This window comes from Mycobacterium sp. NGS58 (assembly GCF_059812385.1).
On record NZ_JCALCO010000021.1, the window covers coordinates 1 to 17,142 of the forward strand.

Consider the following 17,142-nt stretch of genomic DNA (forward strand, 5'->3'; position numbering starts at 1 on the left):
GGGCGGTCGGCTGACACCCAGCGGTGGCGGCCGAACCGCAACCGGGACGGTTCGATGCGGCGGGCCAACAATCCCCACTGAAGGTGATGATGGAACTTCCGCAGACCGTCGATGTCGACCGGGCGGTTGTACACCCAGAACGGATGTGGGATCGACGCGACTCCCGTCGCTCGCTCGGCGTCGAACGTGAGCTGGTCGAACGGGTCGAGCACGTTGTTCATCGTCGTACCGTACTTCCGACTAGGTGTCTTCGTTCCTGCTGGTCGAAGCGGTCTGCGGTTAGCACTACTGAGTTATAGTCACATCGCACACGGCACCGCACATCGCGGGTTAGCCGTCAACGACCTAGCGCCGGACATATAGCGCAGTTCGCTGCAGCTTAAAAGGAGATTCCATGCCGCGGGATGCGCGATGAAATGTGTGCTGGCGAGCTACGGGACGCGGGGCGATGTCGAGCCCTGCGTCGCTGTCGGCCGCGAGCTGCTGCGTCGTGGGCACGAGGTGAGCATGGCCGTGCCGCCCGATCTGGTCGGCTTCGCCGAGGCGGCTGGACTTACGGCGGTCGCCTACGGACCGGATACGCGTGAGTGGTGGAGCGCGCACCGCGACTTATGGACGCGCTCGTTCCAGAACTTCTGGAAGGTGCGAGAGCTGATCACTTCGTGGCGCGAGATCGGGGACTCCGTCACCAGGTACTGGACGGAGATCAACGCTACGCTCCGGTCGCTGGCGGACGGCGCCGACCTGCTGATCACCTTTCTGAACTTCGAGCAGCCCGCCGCCAATGTTGCTGAGTACTACGACATTCCGTTGGCCACGCTGCATCTGGCCCCAGTGCGGGTCAACGGCCATCTCCTGCCGTTCCTGTCGCCGGCGTGGGGCCGCTCCGCGGTGCGGGCGTACGAGTGGCTGGGTTGGCGCGGGATGAAGAAGTTCGATGACGTGCAGCGCCGGGAGCTGGGCCTGCCAAAAGCGACACGCTCCGCGCCACGACGGATCACCGAGCACGGGTCGCTGGAAATTCAGGCCTACGAACAGGTGTGCTTCCCCGGACTGGCGGCCGAATGGGCGGCATCGAACGGCCAACGCCCCTTTGTCGGGGCGCTGACGATGGAGTTGACCACCGACGCCGATGAGGAGGTCGCGTCGTGGATTGCCGCGGGAACGCCACCGATTTTCTTCGGCTTCGGCAGCACCCCGGTGAAATCCCCGGCCGACACACTCGCCATGATCGGCGCGGCCTGCGCGCAGTTGGGCGAGCGCGCGGTGGTCTGCTCCGGCTGGAGTGACTTCAGCGGTCTCCCCCATTTCGACCATGTCAAGGTGGTGGACGCGGTGAACTACGCGGCGGTCTTTCCCGCCTGCCGCGCGGTCGTGCACCACGGTGGCATGGGCACCATCGCCGCGGTTCTGCGCGCAGGCGTCCCGATGCTGATCCTTTGGACGGCGCCCGATCAGGCGCTCTGGGCGGCACACGTGAAACAGCTGAAACTCGGCTTTGGGCGCCGCCTTTCGACCGCTAGCCAGGAATCGTTGGTCGCGGACCTGCGCACGATCCTCGACCCCGACTACGTCGCGCGGGCCCGCGAGGTGGCCACCCGGACAACGAAACCCACCGAAAGCGTTGCCAACACCGCCGACCTACTGGAGAACTTCGCCCGACTGAGGCACGTTGGCTGACGCGGTGTGACCAGCAGGGCCCCCTGGACGAAAGGCCGCAACGGCTGACGCCGGCCAGGCGGCCGTGCGCACCGGGACCGCGCCCCCCGGTCGGGACTGGACAGGGTAGTGTCTCGGCCGGTGTGGGGTTCCGTGCTCGGGATGGCGCTGCTGTGGGCGCTCAACCCCGTGCTTCTCGGCCTCATCCTGCTCCTGATTTCGCGGCCGCGGCCGGTGCAAAGCCTGCTCGCGTGCTGGGTCGGCTGCCTGATCACGAACGTTCCCGCATTGTTGGTTCCGCTGGTGGCGCTGCACGTCATGCCAGCGTTCAGGTCTACAGCAGATGGATTGGCCGCCGCGGGCCCGAATTCCGTGGCCCGGCACATTCAACTCGGCCTGGGTGTACTCGGGCTGGCGATCGCGGCGCTGATCGTGGTGCGCTCCCGCGCGCGGCGAAGCGAGCCGGCGCCGCTCGCCAAATCCTCGACCCTAGTGCTCGACTCGAAGCCGGCCGCGCCCTCGCTGCCGCAGGGCCGCGACCACGACGCGGCGAACGAACGCGGATCCGCAATCCGGCGGCTGGTCGGCCGTGCCAACGATGCGTGGGAGAACGGCTCGTTGTGGGTGGCCTTGGTGGTCGGCATGTCCATCTTGCCGGGCCCGCTGTTGGTCCTCCTCGTGGACACCACCATCGTCGCGTCGGGAGCCCCGATCGGCACACAGGTCATCGCTGCCGTCGCGTTCGTCGTCGGAATGCTTGCGGTTTTCGAAATCACCCTGCTGAGCTATCTGCTCACGCCGGAAAGAACCAAAGCGATGCTGCAACCGCTGCATGAATGGGCGCTCGCCCACCGTGCACAGGTCCTGGCCGCGATCTTCGCGGTGGTCGGTCTCTCGCTGGTGGCACGGGGCGCGGGCGTCATCTGACGGGATCAGTTGGCCCGCAGGACAAAACCCTTCTGGTCGCCGCGGCCCTGCCGGTTGAGCCGATCCGCGCGTTGTGCCCACTTCCACATCTGCCAAGGCCCGAACATCCGAAGGATTTGCGGGTCGGTCACCCCGACGTCTCGCCGATAGGCTTCGCTCCCCAAGAACTGACCCAGATTGGAATCATCGAATGTCCGCTCCACCCGCAGCCCCGCCCTCTCAGCTGCCAGTGCCATCGACCGCCGTGAGGGTATGACGAAATGCCTAGGGGCATCGATCTGCACCCAGTCCGCCGCATAACTCGTCCACGCTTCCGACGAGGTCGTCGGTACCCGAGCCAGGCACATGCCTCCGGCGGCGAGCTTCCCGCGCGCCACCTTGAGCATGCCGACAGGGTCCGGAACGTGCTCGAGCGAATGATTGAACATGATGAGATCGAATTCGCCCGTCATTTCACTGAAATCGCGCTTGCGCAACGGCACTCCCCGCGGCGTCTGGCCATCGCCCGCGATGAACGGATCCACACCGCACAAGTTGGTGAATCCCACTCTGGCCAATCGGTCAAGCAGCAGACCACTGCCGCAGCCTACGTCCAGAATTCGCGCGTCACGGTCAACCGGGAGCGCAGCGAGCATGCCGAGCACGTCTCCGCCGAGGAGAAGGCGAAGGATACCGTCGGGCAGCCGCCTCGTCAGCAGGGGCCCGACGAGCCGGCCGCCGGCACGCAACTTGTACCGGTCCTGCTGCGTGATGATCCACCGGAGAATCGCAGGCTCGTTGTACGAGTGATAGTTTCGCGGATAATGACGCATGAGCTCTTCGCCCTCGAGCACATCCACAATCTGTAACGTCTCGCACGCGGCGCAGAGGTAGTAGTCGAACCGCTCGCGGGTTCCGAACATCATTTCGCGAACTACCACTGGCCGATGAGGCCCGCTCGATCCGCATAGGCGGCACTCTTCACTGATCTCGTTCAGTTGGACCTCCCGATTGATGCGTTGCAAATCCCTTGAGGTACCACGGATTCGCACGCGCCCAATCGATGGTGCGACGGATCCCTTCCTCGAGGTCTATCCGGAGGCGCCACCCCAACTCCCGCTGCGCCTTGGTCGAATCGGGGATACGGCGCGGAATGTCCTCATAGCGATCCCCGTAACGCGCTGCAGTGTCGACGGTTTCGGCGCTGGTCACCGAGGCGACAGATGCGATCTCGATCGCCAGAGCGACCGCCTCGCCCACCGTCGTCTCGGTCATACTGCCGATGTTGAAGGCCTCGCCGATCGCCGCGGCGCTCTCGGACGCGAGCAAGGTGCCGGCGACGGCGTCGTCGACATAGGTGAAGCATCGCGTCTGGTCGCCGGAGTCGTAGAGCAACGGCCTGCGGCCGTTGAGGATCCGGTGAATGCTCTGCGAGATCACGAAGATCGGAGGTTGCCGCGGGCCGTAAACGTTGAAGTAGCGAACCACCGTCACCGGCAGTGCATGGGACGCATGCATGGCGAAGACGAGATGTTCGGCCATGGCCTTGCTGGTGCTGTAGCTCCAACGCGCGGTTCGTGTGGAACCGAGGACGCGATCGTCGTCCTCGGCGAACGGCGGGTTCGGGTTCTTCCCGAACACCTCGGACGTACTGGCGAACACCACATGCGCTTGGTGTCGACGGCTCAGCTCGAGCACGTTGCGAGTGCCGGTCACGTTGACATCGAGAACCCGCAGCGGGTCTTTGAGATAGTTTTCGACACCGACGATCGCGGCCAGGTGGAAGACCCTGTCGACGCCGGGGGTCAGGGCGGTCTGGAGTGCGCTCAGATCGGTGACGTCGCCCTGCACAAACCGGAAGTTGGCGTGCCGGTCGAAGTCGAGATCGCTGTCGCGCGTGTCCTTTTCCAGATCGAACACCGTGACGGAGTCCCCGCGGTCCAGCAACGCGGCGACCAGGTGCGATCCGATGAAGCCGTAGCCGCCCGTCACGACGACATTGGACATGAACGCTCTTTCATTCCGGGTTCGGGCACGCCTACCGGCCGATGCCCTTGTAGACGAAGCCCGCTGTGCGCACCGCTGCGGGGTCGAAGCTATTGCGCCCGTCGAGGAAAACACATCGGGGCCGCGCCAGGGCCGCGAGCCGAACCAGAGGCATCTGGTGGAACTGCCGGTGGCCCGCCAGGAGCACCAATGCATCGGCATCCTCGACCGCCGACTCGATGTCTGCGGTCAGGGGGATCTTGGTCACCGCGCGTGCCTCCGCGTCCGTCACCCACGGGTCATGGATCGAAAGCCGGCAGCCGGACTTCTCCAGCAAGTCGACGACGTATTTGGTGGGTGTGAGGCGACAGTCGCCGGTGTTGTTCTTGAACGCGACGCCCAATACCGCGATCGTGCTCGCCTCGAGCTCCTTACCCTGATCGGCGAGGAGCTGCTCGAGCAGCCCATAGGTGTAGGCGGGCATCGTGTCGTTGACGGTCCTCGATGTCCGCGGGATCGCCAGGTTCAGTCCTACGGACTCGCCCAAGTGATGGACGAACCACGGATCCTTCGTCAAGCAGTAACCGCCGACGCCCATGCTCGGCCGCAAGATGTTCACATCACCGCCGCCCTTCGGCATGGTGTTTGCCGCGTCGATGACTTGCAGGGCGTCCATCCCGAGTCTGTCGCAAACCTTGGCCAGCTCGTTCGCCAGCGCGACATTGAGGTCCACCCAGAGGTTGTCGGCCAGCTTGACCATCTCCGCGGTCCGGGGATTGTCGACGATCACGGAATCGACCCCGAGGGCATGTCGCCACAGCGTCGCGCAGGCGCGTGCGCTGCGCTCATCGACGGCACCGACCACGACGGGGATCGACGTGAGCTCGCGGATGGCTTGGCCTTCGGCGAGCCGCTCGGGGCAGAACGCCAACCCGAAGTCGACCCCGGCCCGTAGACCCGAGGCCTCTTCCAGGATCGGCAGAACGAGGGTTTCGGTGGTGTCGGGTGGAACCGTGCTCTTGAGGATGACGATGTGGCCTGGTTGCAGGTGCTCCCCCACGGCCCGAGCGGCCGCCTTGATGTCGTCGACGATGGGCTCATAGGCCGGACCGAGCGGCGTACCGACGTTCACGATCACGAAGTCGTTGTCCGCGACGGCGCCGAAGTCGGTCGTGGCGCGAAGGCGGCCCACCCGTACATTGTCGGACACGAGCTCGCTGAGCCCCGGCTCAGGCACCGTGGTCTTACCCAGGTTGATCTCGTCAACGACGCTCTGCCGCACGTCGATCCCCGTCACCGGCCAGCCACGGTCAGCCAGCACGGCACCGATCACCGTGCCGATGTAGCCGAAGCCCACGACTGCGATCCCCGACCGCTGGCCACGCACCAAGAAGTCGATCTCGGCGTCGCTACGCCCGAATACGCATGCTGGCATTGACCCGCCCATCTAGCGTCATTCCGCTCACTGCACAGACGTCCAATAGGGTGCCATGCCTGCCGCGGTATCGCGCGAGCGGGGCCCGAGGATCAGCTCGGGTGCCGCAGCCGGGCGAGATTTTCCAAACGATCGGCGGCGGCGGCAACGCTTTCGGCGGATGTCGTCATGCGAGCCGAGATCTCACGAGCCCGGGCCACGCATTCCGGGGCGAGGACCCGGCGCAGGTCCGCAACCAGCGATTCGCTGGTTGTGCTCGAAAACCGCCGGGCGGAACCGACTTTCAGCCTTTTGACCTGAGTTCCCCAGAGCGTCTGATCGCCGAACGTCGGAAGGATCAACGTCGGAACTCCGGCGCGCAGACCCGCCGCCGTGGTGCCGGTGCCGCCATGATGGACGACCGCGCGGCAGGCGGGAAAGGCGGTCGCGTAATTCACCGCGCCCACGGTCTTGACGTGCTCGAGATGTGAAACCTCGCTGAAGTCAGTCTCCGCGGAACAGATCAACGCCCGCTCGCCGAGCTGCGCACAAGCCGCGCCGATCATGGCCACCGTTTCGGCCGGAGACTTGACCAGCGTGCTGCCGAACCCGAAGAAGATCGGCGGTGCTCCCGCGGCAATCCATGAAGCGACCTCGGCATCGGCGTCCGTCGGCAACTCGATGGTCAGCGCGCCGACGAAGGGGCGTTGGCCATCCCACTTCGCCCATTCGGCCGCCAGCCCGGGAAAGCACACCTCGTCGTATGCCTGGATTTCCAACGATCCGCGTTCAGCGACCCGTCGCGACCACAGGCCCGTTGCCTTCGGCAGCCCGAGTTCACGACGCTGCCCGTCATCGCGCCTCTTCATCATGGGCCAACTCAGCCGCTCGGACAGCGTCATCGTCGAACGGCCCACCGGCGCAGGCAGGCCCGGCAGGAGCTGGCCGTTGGCCCGTATCGGGAAGGTGTGCAGCATCGCCAACGGAACTTGGTAATGCTCCGCGATGTTGGCCGCGGACTGCTCACCAATGGCGCTGGTGACCAGCGCGTCGGCCCCATCCGCCAGCGACATCAGCGCCTTGCTGATCTCCTCCCAGAGCTGGTTGAACAGCTCCCGATCTTCGCGCACCAAGCTTCTGAGTTCCCGGACCTGCCATGGTGCGCGGAACAACCGCGTCAAAAGGTCGCGGTGGACGTCCTGCCACGCCCGCGCATCCGGCCCGCAGGCGGTCGCCGTCAACCCCGCCGACTCAACGAAACCAACCAGGTCGGGCGCGACGGCAATACGTACGTCGTGTCCGCGGCGCAACAGTTCACGACCGACAGCGACACCGGGCTCGGCATCGCCGCGGGTTCCGTAAACGGCAAGCACAAATTTCATCGCGGAGGTTGGCCTTTCGATTATCGTGCGGCGTGCACAACGTCAGGGGCCATTCAAGCGCTCGAAAAGCCCTGTTGCAACCCCATATTCGAGCCGGCCGATGTCGTTGGTAAGCGGTTGGCCGAGGCAAACGGCTTCCCTGCACTCAACGGCGACCCGCGTGATCCCGCGCCGAGCCGGCCGACAGATTGGCTCGGCTACTCTCATCTGATGAATTGGCCTGGCCGGGTGAGCGCATACCTTGACGCCCGCGCATCCCGCGTTGATGCGCGGCCGGATGATCGGCTCGCGTTGGTGGACCAAGGCTTGTTTGCCGGCCATCGCGCCGCCGGTCTGAACCTCGTCATCCAGTGCGTGTGGATCTATGAGCACGCTATCGACTTCGCCGAGCTGAGACGTTTTCACCACAATCTCGGTCAGGGGCTGCTGGGGCGGCGCATCGAGCGCTCGCCGTTGCCGTTCGGCCGGCCTCGCTGGGTCTTGGATCGCGGCCCGTCGGACATCGACGTCGCAGATCACGCCCGTCCACCCACCGAACTCAGCGACTGGGCCGATGAACGCTCACAACTGCCGATCGATGTTGAACAACAGCGCGGCTGGCATCTTGGCGTGCTTCCTCTTACTGACGGCTCAACCGCGGTCAGCCTGGTCCTTTCCCACTACCTGCTCGATGGCCTCGGGCTCGCCCTCGCAGTCGTCGACGCCGTCCTTAGCAACCCCGCCGCCCTTGACTATTCGCTCCCGCGTTCACGGACTCGGTTGCGCGCGCTAGTCCAGGACGCCCGCCGCACCGCGCGGGACGTCCCGGACGTCGCGCGGGCTCTCGCCATGGCGGGGAAGATTGCCCGTCGTGCGCGACGCGACCTTGCCGGGTCACCGGCTCCCCGGGCCGTCGCGCCCCGCGCATGTGACGGCGACGACCCTCTCGTCGTGCCGGCTGCCTGGATCCAGGTGGACGGCGCCGACTGGGATGCCCGCGCAAAGGATCTCGGCGGAACGGGCAAGACGCTGGTCGCAGCTTTTGCCGCGAAATTCGCTGAGCACGCGGGGCGTCGACGTGACGGGGACGGTGTGGTCACCTTGCACCTGCCGATGAACGACCGCACTGAGGGTGATATGCGCGCAAACGCAATGTCGATTGCGATCGTGCGCGTCGATCCGACGCGGGTAACGACGGATCTGAGTGACCTCCGTGCCGACATCACGAAGGCGTTGACGACGCTGCGGGAGAGTCCAGATGAGGCACTGCAGTTACGCTCGCTGATCCCGTTCACCCCGAAGCGGGCGTTGAAGCGGATGGTCGACGCGGGATTCACCGACCCCGACGTGCCCATGCTCTGCTCGAACCTCGGCGACTTCGGCCCGCTGGTATGCCGCCTCGACGGCACTGACGGCGAGCTTGTGATGACACGAGCGACCGGGCAACACGTGACGCGACAGTGGCTCGAGCAGACAGGCGGTCAGATGACCCTCCAGTCTTGGCGCACCGGCGGCTCCACGATCTACCTCACCGTCAACGCCTACCAACCGGGCGCCGAGAACACCAAGCACGCTGTGCGCGAGCTGGCTCGGCGTACCCTCGCCGACTTCGATCTGACCGGCAAGATCGACTAACCAAGAGGTCCCTCGGCGGAGGTGCGGCAGGGCTCAGGGATTCGCGGGTTCTACCTTGGATCGATGCTGTTCGACGACCAAGCGAGCTATCTCGACCAGTTTCGTGTCGGACTGTTGCGAAAGGCGGGTCAGCAGCCTGAAAGCCTGCAGACGGGTCAAGTCCATCCAGCGCATGAGAACGCCCTCGGCCTCGCCGATGATGTCGCGGGTCGCCAATCCGACCTCGAACTGTGTCTCCGCGGCGGCTCCGATCATGGCCACCGCAGCGTGCTGGGCCAAGACTTCACCCTGGATGATCGAGTCCTCGGTGAAGGCGCAGCTTTTGTCGCTGTAGATGTTGAGCGCGCCAAGGCTGCTGCCCTCGACAAACAGCCGGAATGACAACAGGCTGAGGATGCCCTGTTGCCGCGCTGCGCGGACATACCTGGGCCATCGGGGATCGGTGCGCATGTCATCGACCAGCACGGTGTGGTGGCCTCGTAATGACGTCAAACACGGCCCGTCACTGAGGTCCGACTGCATCCGGTCAAGCTCGGCCACCTCAGGGCTGGTAGGCACTTTCGGCACAACCGCCTTGCCATCCACGATCGAGACGCCCGCCCAGCGCGCCCCGGGCACGATCCGCGCCGCGGAATGAACGATCGCTTGCAGCGTGTCCGTTGACCCCTTCTTGAGCTGCAGTTGAGCGGCGAGGTCTGCGAAAGCTTTGGCCAGGTCTTCGTGACGCAACGGCATAGTCATCTAGATACCTGATTCAACCTGGCGCGATTTGGCGGCGCGCCGGGGTTTGCGGAATTGTTAGACATGTATACAACCAATCAGGTTACCGCGTTGATCCCGGCAGCGCATCCGCCACGTCGATCGACCGCAGCGGACCGCGCCGCGGTCGAGCCCTCGCTCGGCACAGGCGGCAGGCGCTCGGGGCAGTATCGCGCCACCCGTGTGTCGCCGAATTTCGCCGTGGCCGGCCGGTCCGCAAAGGCCTGCTTCCCCACCCGGAATAAAGACCGCTCATACACGACTGCATCGAAAATTGCGTCGCGGACTCGGTCACCGAATGGCAACCGCTGGATATCAATTCACGCAACAACGTAGGAGTTCAGCGTGACATAGCTCACGATCGACGGAGCAATTCGCGGCGCGTTAACCGCAGAGGTGGTACCTGATGTTCGGTCGGCTTGGTCGTGCGGTTGGTGGCGTCGCCGGTGCTGCCCTGCTGGTGCTGTCGGCGTTCACTGCGCCGAAAGTCTCCGCCGCCGTTGTGATGAGCCCGAATCTGTTGATGAATCCGGGTGCCGAGTTCGGCGACCCGTCCCTGTCGGCATACAGTTCGGTGTCCATTCCGGCGTGGACCGTGACCGGCACACCGACCGTGATCAAGTACGGCACCGCGCGCCGGCTGCCGTGGCCGCTGGGATCGCCGGGTCCGACTCTGCCGGCGGCACTGGGATTTCCGCGGGCTCAGAACGGGCCCCCCGACGGCGCCGTGCAGTTCTTCGGCGGCGGAAACGTAGCCACATCGACGCTCACCCAGTTCGTCGATCTGTCCGGAGCGGCACCGCAGATCGACAGCGGCACCGTGCCATACATGTTGAGCGGATGGCTGGGAGGCTTCCTCGAAGACCCGTCCGAAGCGTCGGTCACTGTGACATTCGTTGCCGCCGACCGCCAAACGCCGCTGAGCGCCGGCAAGATCGGGCCGGTCACTGTGCTGGACCGCCGCTTGAAAACCGCACTCCTCCCACGTGAGACCACCGGGGCCATTCCCCGGGGAGCCCGCGGTGCGAATGTGGTCGTCACGCTCAAGGACCGGAACCCGGTGATCGGCAACTACAACAACGCCTACGCCGACAACATCTCGTTGAACGTCGGCGCCCCGCTGCCTGTCCCACCGCCGCCGACACCACCGGCATCGAAAGTCGGCCCCCTGGACCACGTATTCATGATTTATCTGGAGAACCATGGCGTGAAGGACATCGTCGGCAGCCGCAACGCGCCATACACCAACGGCCTCATCAATAACTACGGGTACGGCGAAAACTATTACGCGCAAACCCATCCAAGCCTTCCGAACTACTACCCGATTCTCGGCGGATCCGATTTCGGCTTCAACTACAACTGCGAGTTGGACTGCTTCGACCAAACCAACCTGGCCGACAACGTCGAAAAAGCGGGCAAGGGATGGGCCTCCTACGAGCAATCGATGCCAGAGCCATGCTTCAAGCAGTCCGCGGGTCCCTACAGCCCCGGCGAATTACCGTTCCTGGCGTTCCACGACATCGTGGCCAACGACGCTCGCTGCCGGGCGCACGTGCTGCCGCTGGAGCGGATGGCCGTCGACCTGGCCACGCCCGCCACGACCCCGAATTACGTGTGGTGGGCTGCGGACGAAGACCACAACATGGAGGGCCCCGTCAACATCGAGTTCATCCTGAGTCTGCTGACGACCCATCAGTACAACATCAAGGCCGGCGACCAGTTCCTCGCGGCGACGCTGCCCACGATCCTGAACTCGCCCGCATTCCAAAACCAGCGCAGCGCCATCTTCATCACATGGGACGAGGACTACAACAACCTGTCGCTGGGCATTGGCAACGAAGGCAACCACGTCCCCATGATCGTCATCCCGTCACCGAACTCCGGTATGCGCCAAGGCCACATCGTTGCCGCCAACTACAACAACCACTACAGCCTGCTCCGCACCATCGAAGACTCACTGCAACTTCCCCGCCTCACGAACAATGACAAATTCGCCCAGCCGATGAACGAATACTGGCAGGCGGGCTAGAGCGGCCCGGCACCAATGCGGCGACGAGGCCCCACCGGCGACCCTGTGTACCGCTGATCAATCACGACGGAACCGCGTGCGAGTCGCGCCAGCGGCATGACGCGGTCGTGCGCATTTGAATTCATCCCGGAACGTTCTTCAGGCCTGCGGTGACTAATCGACTACGGTTTCGGCCCAGCGTCCGCGGCAGTTTTCTGGCGGGTAAAAGAATGATCTTTCAGCACGCGTGCCATTCGAAGAAGCCGACATCGTCGCCGGTTATCAAAAAGTGACTATTCGCAGCCGCAATTTGGCGCGTCGTTAGGGGAAGTCGGCGGTGTCCTCTCATACTCTCTGATGCATGTCGCGGCGTTGCAGGGGTGGTTGCGTCGACCTGCCGGGCGCGACCCAAAGATTGGAGAACTGAAGTGTCCCATGTACAGCAAGCCATTTTTGTGGCGTTGGCGCTGCTGGCCCCGATCTGCGCGGCGAGGCGGCCGATCGCGTGGTTTGCTCGCTGCCGTGGGATGAAAAGGAACCGCTTACGGACCAATCGCCGAGAGCACTTACGGCCTATCGCAGAGGTCAGGACCAGCGCCCGACCGGTTGCTCGCAGACCTCGCCCGCAATCGCTGGCGCGAAAAGCCGATTTGGTCGGATATCGGCCGATGGGCGAGTCGGTGCGGCACACCAAACTGCGGTCCCCGATGGCTAGCTAGTCGCGGCATTCACCCGGCCGGGCAGTCGGCTCATTCCCGACTTCTATAAAGACACCCCGCCATGCGTACCGCTCAGCGGTTAGGCTTACACGCGTGGCGGCCAGGAAATGTGGTGCCCCACCAAGACGCCCAGACGGCTCGTCGGAGCGCCCGGACTGCGTTGCCGCGGCGCGCGCTCAGTCGCGCGACCGCAATCAGCACTACGCCGACAGTGCGGCACGCCGCGCGCGGATTCTCACCATCGCCGCGTGGCTGGCCGTATTGGTCAGCGTGAGCTTTGTGGTTGTACAGATCGTCAGTGGAGCGTGGCTGTGGCAGGTCAGCACCATCAACGTTGTCGGCGCCATGGTCTTCGCGATGGTTCCGTGGTTGCAGCGATTCGGGGAACTGGTTGCGCCGCTTACCTTCCTGGGCACTGCGTACGTCTCGGTCTTCGCCAGCTGTCTGGACGTGGGTACCGGCGCGGGGGCTCAGTTCTTTTTCCTGGTGGGCGCCTGCATCGTCGTGCTGTTGCTGGGCGTCGAACACATCGTTTTGGCGTCTATCCTGGCGGCCAGCGCCGCCGGGCTGATAATCGCCGTCGAGTTCCTGGTGCCCCGCAACACCGGACTGCAGCCAGCCTGGGTGCAGTCGACGGGGTTCGTCGTCACCGCGATTTCCAGTGTCGTGATGGTGGTCGTGACGCTGTGGTTCGCCCTGCGAGACACAGCCCGCGCCGAGGCGGTGATGGAATCCGAGTACCAGCGATCGGAGGCGCTGCTGGCCAACATGTTGCCGGGCAGCATCGCCGAACGCCTCAAGAGCGCCGACCGCAACGTGATCGCCGACAAGTACGACGAGGCCTCCGTCCTGTTCGCCGACATCGTCGGATTCACCGAGCGCGCCAGCAGTACAGCCCCGGCCGACCTGGTGCGGTTCCTGGACCGGCTGTACAACGCCTTCGATGAGCTGGTCGACAAGCACGGCTTGGAGAAGATCAAGGTCAGCGGGGACTCCTACATGGTGGTCAGCGGGGTGCCACGGGTGCGGCCGGATCATGCCGTTGCCCTGGCCGATTTCGCGATCGATATGGCCAATGTTGCTGCCGCACTACATGATCCGCACGGTGAGGCGGTCCCGTTGCGGATCGGCATGGCCTGCGGGCCCGTCGTGGCCGGAGTGGTGGGTTCCCGCCGGTTCTTCTACGACGTGTGGGGCGACGCGGTCAACGTCGCGTCACGGATGGAGTCCACCGATTCGGTGGGGCGAATCCAGGTGCCCGAGGCGATGTACGAGCGCCTCAAAAACGACTTTGTTCTGCAAGAGCGCGGCCGCATTGAAGTCAAGGGCAAGGGCTTTATGCGCACCTGGTATCTCATCGGCCGCAGGGCAGGCGAAGAACCCACCGACCTGCGTGCCAAGGATCCACGCACGGCCCACGTCTGACCAAAGTCCCTGTACCACGGCCCACGTTTGTGCCAGACTGCGGCCATGACTATCTCCCCTGGCTCTCCTGGAACCCACCCCGTTCCGAGCTTGCTGCCGCATCTGTGGAAATCCGCTCTGCTGTCGGGAATTCTGTCGCTTGTCCTCGGTGTCCTAGTGTTGGCGTGGCCGGGAATTTCCATCCTGGTCGCCGCCATCGCCTTCGGCGTTTATCTACTGATTACGGGCATCGCGCAGGTCGTCTTCGCGTTCTCACTTCATGTCTCGGCGGGAAGCCGGATCCTGCTGTTCATCAGTGGCGCAGCGTCGTTGATTCTGGCGGTGCTGGCTTTCCGCCATTTTGGTCAGGGCTACGCAATCCTGCTGCTGGCCATCTGGATTGGCATCGGCTTCATCTTCCGCGGTGTCGCAACAACGATTTCCGCGATCAGTGACCCGCACCTGCCGGGTCGCGGCTGGAACATCTTCGTCGGCGTGATCAGCCTCCTCGCCGGCATCGTCGTCCTGGCATCACCGTTTCAATCCATCGTCACCCTGGCGATCGTGGTCGGCGCGTGGTTCGTGGTCATCGGCGTGTTCGAGATCGTTTCGTCGTTCGGAATCCGCAAGGCCTCCAAAACCCTCGCCCGCTGAGGAGGACGCAGCTAGCACTGAGGCCGACTCATCTACTACACTCTGTCGTAGCCGTTGGTCGGGCCTCCGCAGTCTGGGGAGATGACAGATGAATGTCGTCGATATTTCGCGGTGGCAGTTCGGTATCACTACCGTCTACCACTTCATCTTCGTGCCGCTCACCATCGGTTTGGCGCCGCTGATCGCCATCATGCAAACGGTGTGGGTGGCCACCGGTAATGCCGCCTGGTACCGACTGACCAAGTTCTTCGGCAAGCTGTTCCTGATCAACTTCGCCATCGGCGTGGCGACCGGGATCGTCCAGGAATTTCAGTTCGGGATGAACTGGTCGGAGTACTCGAAGTTCGTCGGCGACATCTTCGGTGCGCCCCTGGCCATGGAGGGCTTGTTCGCCTTCTTCTTCGAGTCCACGTTCATCGGGTTGTGGATCTTCGGCTGGAGCCGACTGCCGAAACTGGTACACCTCGCCTGCATCTGGATTGTCGCGTTCGGGGTCAACGCGTCGGCCTTCTTCATCATCGCGGCGAACTCGTTCATGCAGCATCCCGTCGGCGCGCACTACAACCCGGCGACGCGTCGCGCCGAGTTGGACGACATCTTCGCCCTGCTCTCCAACAACACTGCGCAAGCGGCGTTTTCACACACCGTGACCGGGGCGCTGCTGGTTGCGGGCACCTTCGTCGCCGCGGTCAGCGCCTGGTGGATGGTGCGCTCGCGCAAGACCGAGTCCGCCGCACCCGATCCGCAAACCGACGCCCGCACCATGTTTCGTCCTGCCGCCATCCTGGGTTGCGGGGTGGTGCTGCTCGCCACTGTCGGCCTGTTCTTCACCGGTGACCGTCAGGGCAAGCTGATGTTCGTGCAGCAGCCGATGAAGATGGCGTCGGCCGAGGGGCTGTGTCACACGCAGACCGACCCCGACTTCTCCGTGCTGACGATCGGCACGCACAACAACTGCGGCAGCGTCGCCGAAGTCATCAAGGTGCACTACGTGCTGCCGTTCCTGGCCGAGGGCAAATTCAGCGGCGTGACACTGCGCGGGGTCGACGAGTTGCAACAGGAGTACCAGCAGCGCTTCGGACCCGACGACTATCGGCCGAACCTGTTCGTCACCTACTGGTCCTTCCGGGCGATGATCGGGTTCTTGGCCATCCCAGTGTTGTTCGCCCTGACCGTGCTGTGGGTTACCCGCGGTGGGCGAACACCCAAGAGCCGCTGGATGTCCTGGTTCGCGCTGCTCACCATTCCCACACCGTTCCTGGCCAACATTTCGGGCTGGGTATTCACCGAGATGGGCCGTCAGCCTTGGGTGGTGGCGCCCAATCCCACCGGAGATCAATTGATTCGGATGACGGTCCGTGAGGGCGTGTCGAATCACGTGCCCGGGATGGTCATTACCTCGCTGGTGACCTTCACCCTCGTCTACGCGGTGCTCGCGGTGCTGTGGTTCTTCCTGCTCATGCGCTACGTGGTCGAAGGGCCGCTGGAACACGACGCGGAACCCACTCCCCCGCAGGCGCCCAGCGATGACGAGGTGGCGCCCCTGTCCTTTGCGTACTGACGAGAACTTATCCGACGCCGAAAGGAGTAAAGACGGTGGGACTGCAGGAGTTGTGGTTCGGCATCATCGCGGTGCTGTTCCTGGGATTCTTCATCCTCGAGGGCTTCGACTTCGGCGTGGGCATGTTGATGGAACCGTTTGCGCGCGTCGGCATCGGTGAGCCCGAACCGCTGCGCCGCACGGCGCTGAACACCATCGGACCGGTGTGGGACGGGAACGAGGTGTGGCTGATCGTCGGCGGCGCGGCCATGTTCGCCGCCTTTCCCGGCTGGTACGCCACCGTGTTCTCCACGCTCTACCTGCCGCTGCTGGCGATCCTGTTCGGCATGATCGTGCGAGCGGTGGCGATCGAGTGGCGCGGCAAGATCGATGACACCAAATGGCGCGGCTGGGCCGATGTCGGCATCGCGGCCGGGTCGTGGCTGCCGGCCTTCCTGTGGGGAGTTGCGTTCGCCATCCTGGTGCGTGGACTCCCGGTCGAGGCCAACGGTCACATTCACCTTTCGGTCACCGATGTGCTCAACGCGTATACGGTGCTGGGCGGCTTGGCCACCGCCGGATTGTTCTTGTTCTACGGCGCGACGTTCGTCGCGTTGAAGACCTCCGGCGCAATCCGCGACGACGCATACCGATTCGGCGTCTGGTTGTCCCTTCCCGTCACCGGACTGGTCGCGGCCTTCGGCCTGTGGACGCAGTTGGCTCATGGCAAGGACTGGAGCTGGCTGGTGCTGGCCGCGGCGGTGCTGGCGCAACTGGCGGCAGTGCTGCTGGTGTGGCGGCGCGCCTCGGACGGGTGGGCGTTCACCTGCGTCGCGCTGGTGGTCGCGGCCGTGGTGATACTGCTCTTCGCGTCGCTGTATCCGAACCTGGTGCCCTCGACGCTGAACCAGCAATGGAGCCTGACCATTTACAACGCCTCCTCCACCAACTACACGCTCAAAGTCATGACGTGGGTGACGGCGTTCATGGCCCCGCTGACGGTGATCTACCAAGCGTGGTCGTATTGGATTTTCCGCCAACGGATCTCGGCTGACCGGATACCGGCGCCCATCGGCCTGGCAAGGCGCGCGTCCTGA

General features: G+C 64.3%; 13 protein-coding genes and 1 pseudogene. 8 read left to right on the plus strand and 6 right to left on the minus strand.

What is annotated here, in order from left to right; all coding sequences use genetic code 11:
• Nucleotides 1–221 (minus strand): annotated as a pseudogene (locus AC5Y4H_RS19005) (hypothetical protein); the annotation flags it as partial.
• 190 nt (nucleotides 222–411) lie between these two features.
• Here AC5Y4H_RS19005 and AC5Y4H_RS19010 point away from each other — a divergent pair.
• Nucleotides 412–1,680, plus strand: coding sequence for a glycosyltransferase (locus tag AC5Y4H_RS19010; RefSeq protein WP_499984008.1), 1,269 nt, complete (start codon nucleotides 412–414; stop codon nucleotides 1,678–1,680).
• 120 nt (nucleotides 1,681–1,800) lie between these two features.
• Entirely contained in the window at nucleotides 1,801–2,586 is a 786-nt protein-coding gene (locus tag AC5Y4H_RS19015; RefSeq protein ID WP_499984010.1) for a GAP family protein, read from the plus strand.
• Nucleotides 2,587–2,591: 5 nt separating this feature from the next.
• Here the strand turns inward: AC5Y4H_RS19015 and AC5Y4H_RS19020 are convergent, their stop codons facing one another.
• The 4 genes from AC5Y4H_RS19020 to AC5Y4H_RS19035 all read right to left on the minus strand — a co-directional run bounded on the left by AC5Y4H_RS19020 (nucleotide 2,592) and on the right by AC5Y4H_RS19035 (nucleotide 7,347).
• The gene (locus tag AC5Y4H_RS19020) at nucleotides 2,592–3,491 is read right to left on the minus strand and encodes a class I SAM-dependent methyltransferase (protein ID WP_499984011.1); all 900 of its coding nucleotides are present in this window, start codon (nucleotides 3,489–3,491) and stop codon (nucleotides 2,592–2,594) included.
• Nucleotides 3,492–3,546: 55 nt separating this feature from the next.
• On the minus strand, nucleotides 3,547–4,572 hold the full coding sequence (locus AC5Y4H_RS19025; protein WP_499984012.1) for an NAD-dependent epimerase/dehydratase family protein: 1,026 nt from the start codon (nucleotides 4,570–4,572) through the stop codon (nucleotides 3,547–3,549).
• A 31-nt stretch (nucleotides 4,573–4,603) separates the two neighbouring features.
• Nucleotides 4,604–5,998: a nucleotide sugar dehydrogenase gene (locus AC5Y4H_RS19030; protein WP_499984014.1), complete on the minus strand. Its 1,395-nt coding sequence runs from the start codon at nucleotides 5,996–5,998 to the stop codon at nucleotides 4,604–4,606.
• 80 nt (nucleotides 5,999–6,078) lie between these two features.
• Nucleotides 6,079–7,347: a glycosyltransferase gene (locus tag AC5Y4H_RS19035; protein ID WP_499984015.1), complete on the minus strand. Its 1,269-nt coding sequence runs from the start codon at nucleotides 7,345–7,347 to the stop codon at nucleotides 6,079–6,081.
• A 210-nt stretch (nucleotides 7,348–7,557) separates the two neighbouring features.
• Here AC5Y4H_RS19035 and AC5Y4H_RS19040 point away from each other — a divergent pair, with 210 nt between their 5' ends.
• The gene (locus tag AC5Y4H_RS19040; RefSeq protein ID WP_499984140.1) at nucleotides 7,558–8,961 is read left to right on the plus strand and encodes a hypothetical protein; all 1,404 of its coding nucleotides are present in this window, start codon (nucleotides 7,558–7,560) and stop codon (nucleotides 8,959–8,961) included.
• Nucleotides 8,962–8,994: 33 nt separating this feature from the next.
• Here AC5Y4H_RS19040 and AC5Y4H_RS19045 read toward each other — a convergent pair whose 3' ends face one another.
• Nucleotides 8,995–9,702 (minus strand): GAF and ANTAR domain-containing protein, encoded by a 708-nt coding sequence (locus AC5Y4H_RS19045; protein WP_499984016.1) that lies wholly within the window; start codon nucleotides 9,700–9,702, stop codon nucleotides 8,995–8,997.
• Nucleotides 9,703–10,126: 424 nt separating this feature from the next.
• Here AC5Y4H_RS19045 and AC5Y4H_RS19050 point away from each other — a divergent pair, with 424 nt between their 5' ends.
• From AC5Y4H_RS19050 to cydB, 5 genes are all read left to right on the plus strand, one after another.
• Nucleotides 10,127–11,749 (plus strand): alkaline phosphatase family protein, encoded by a 1,623-nt coding sequence (locus AC5Y4H_RS19050; protein ID WP_499984018.1) that lies wholly within the window; start codon nucleotides 10,127–10,129, stop codon nucleotides 11,747–11,749.
• Between the two features lie 791 nt (nucleotides 11,750–12,540).
• Entirely contained in the window at nucleotides 12,541–13,872 is a 1,332-nt protein-coding gene (locus AC5Y4H_RS19055; RefSeq protein WP_499984020.1) for an adenylate/guanylate cyclase domain-containing protein, read from the plus strand.
• A 27-nt stretch (nucleotides 13,873–13,899) separates the two neighbouring features.
• The gene (locus AC5Y4H_RS19060) at nucleotides 13,900–14,505 is read left to right on the plus strand and encodes an HdeD family acid-resistance protein (RefSeq protein ID WP_499984022.1); all 606 of its coding nucleotides are present in this window, start codon (nucleotides 13,900–13,902) and stop codon (nucleotides 14,503–14,505) included.
• Between the two features lie 88 nt (nucleotides 14,506–14,593).
• Nucleotides 14,594–16,066, plus strand: coding sequence for a cytochrome ubiquinol oxidase subunit I (locus tag AC5Y4H_RS19065; protein WP_499984023.1), 1,473 nt, complete (start codon nucleotides 14,594–14,596; stop codon nucleotides 16,064–16,066).
• A gap of 35 nt (nucleotides 16,067–16,101) precedes the next feature.
• Nucleotides 16,102–17,142 (plus strand): cytochrome d ubiquinol oxidase subunit II, encoded by a 1,041-nt coding sequence (cydB, locus tag AC5Y4H_RS19070; protein ID WP_499984024.1) that lies wholly within the window; start codon nucleotides 16,102–16,104, stop codon nucleotides 17,140–17,142.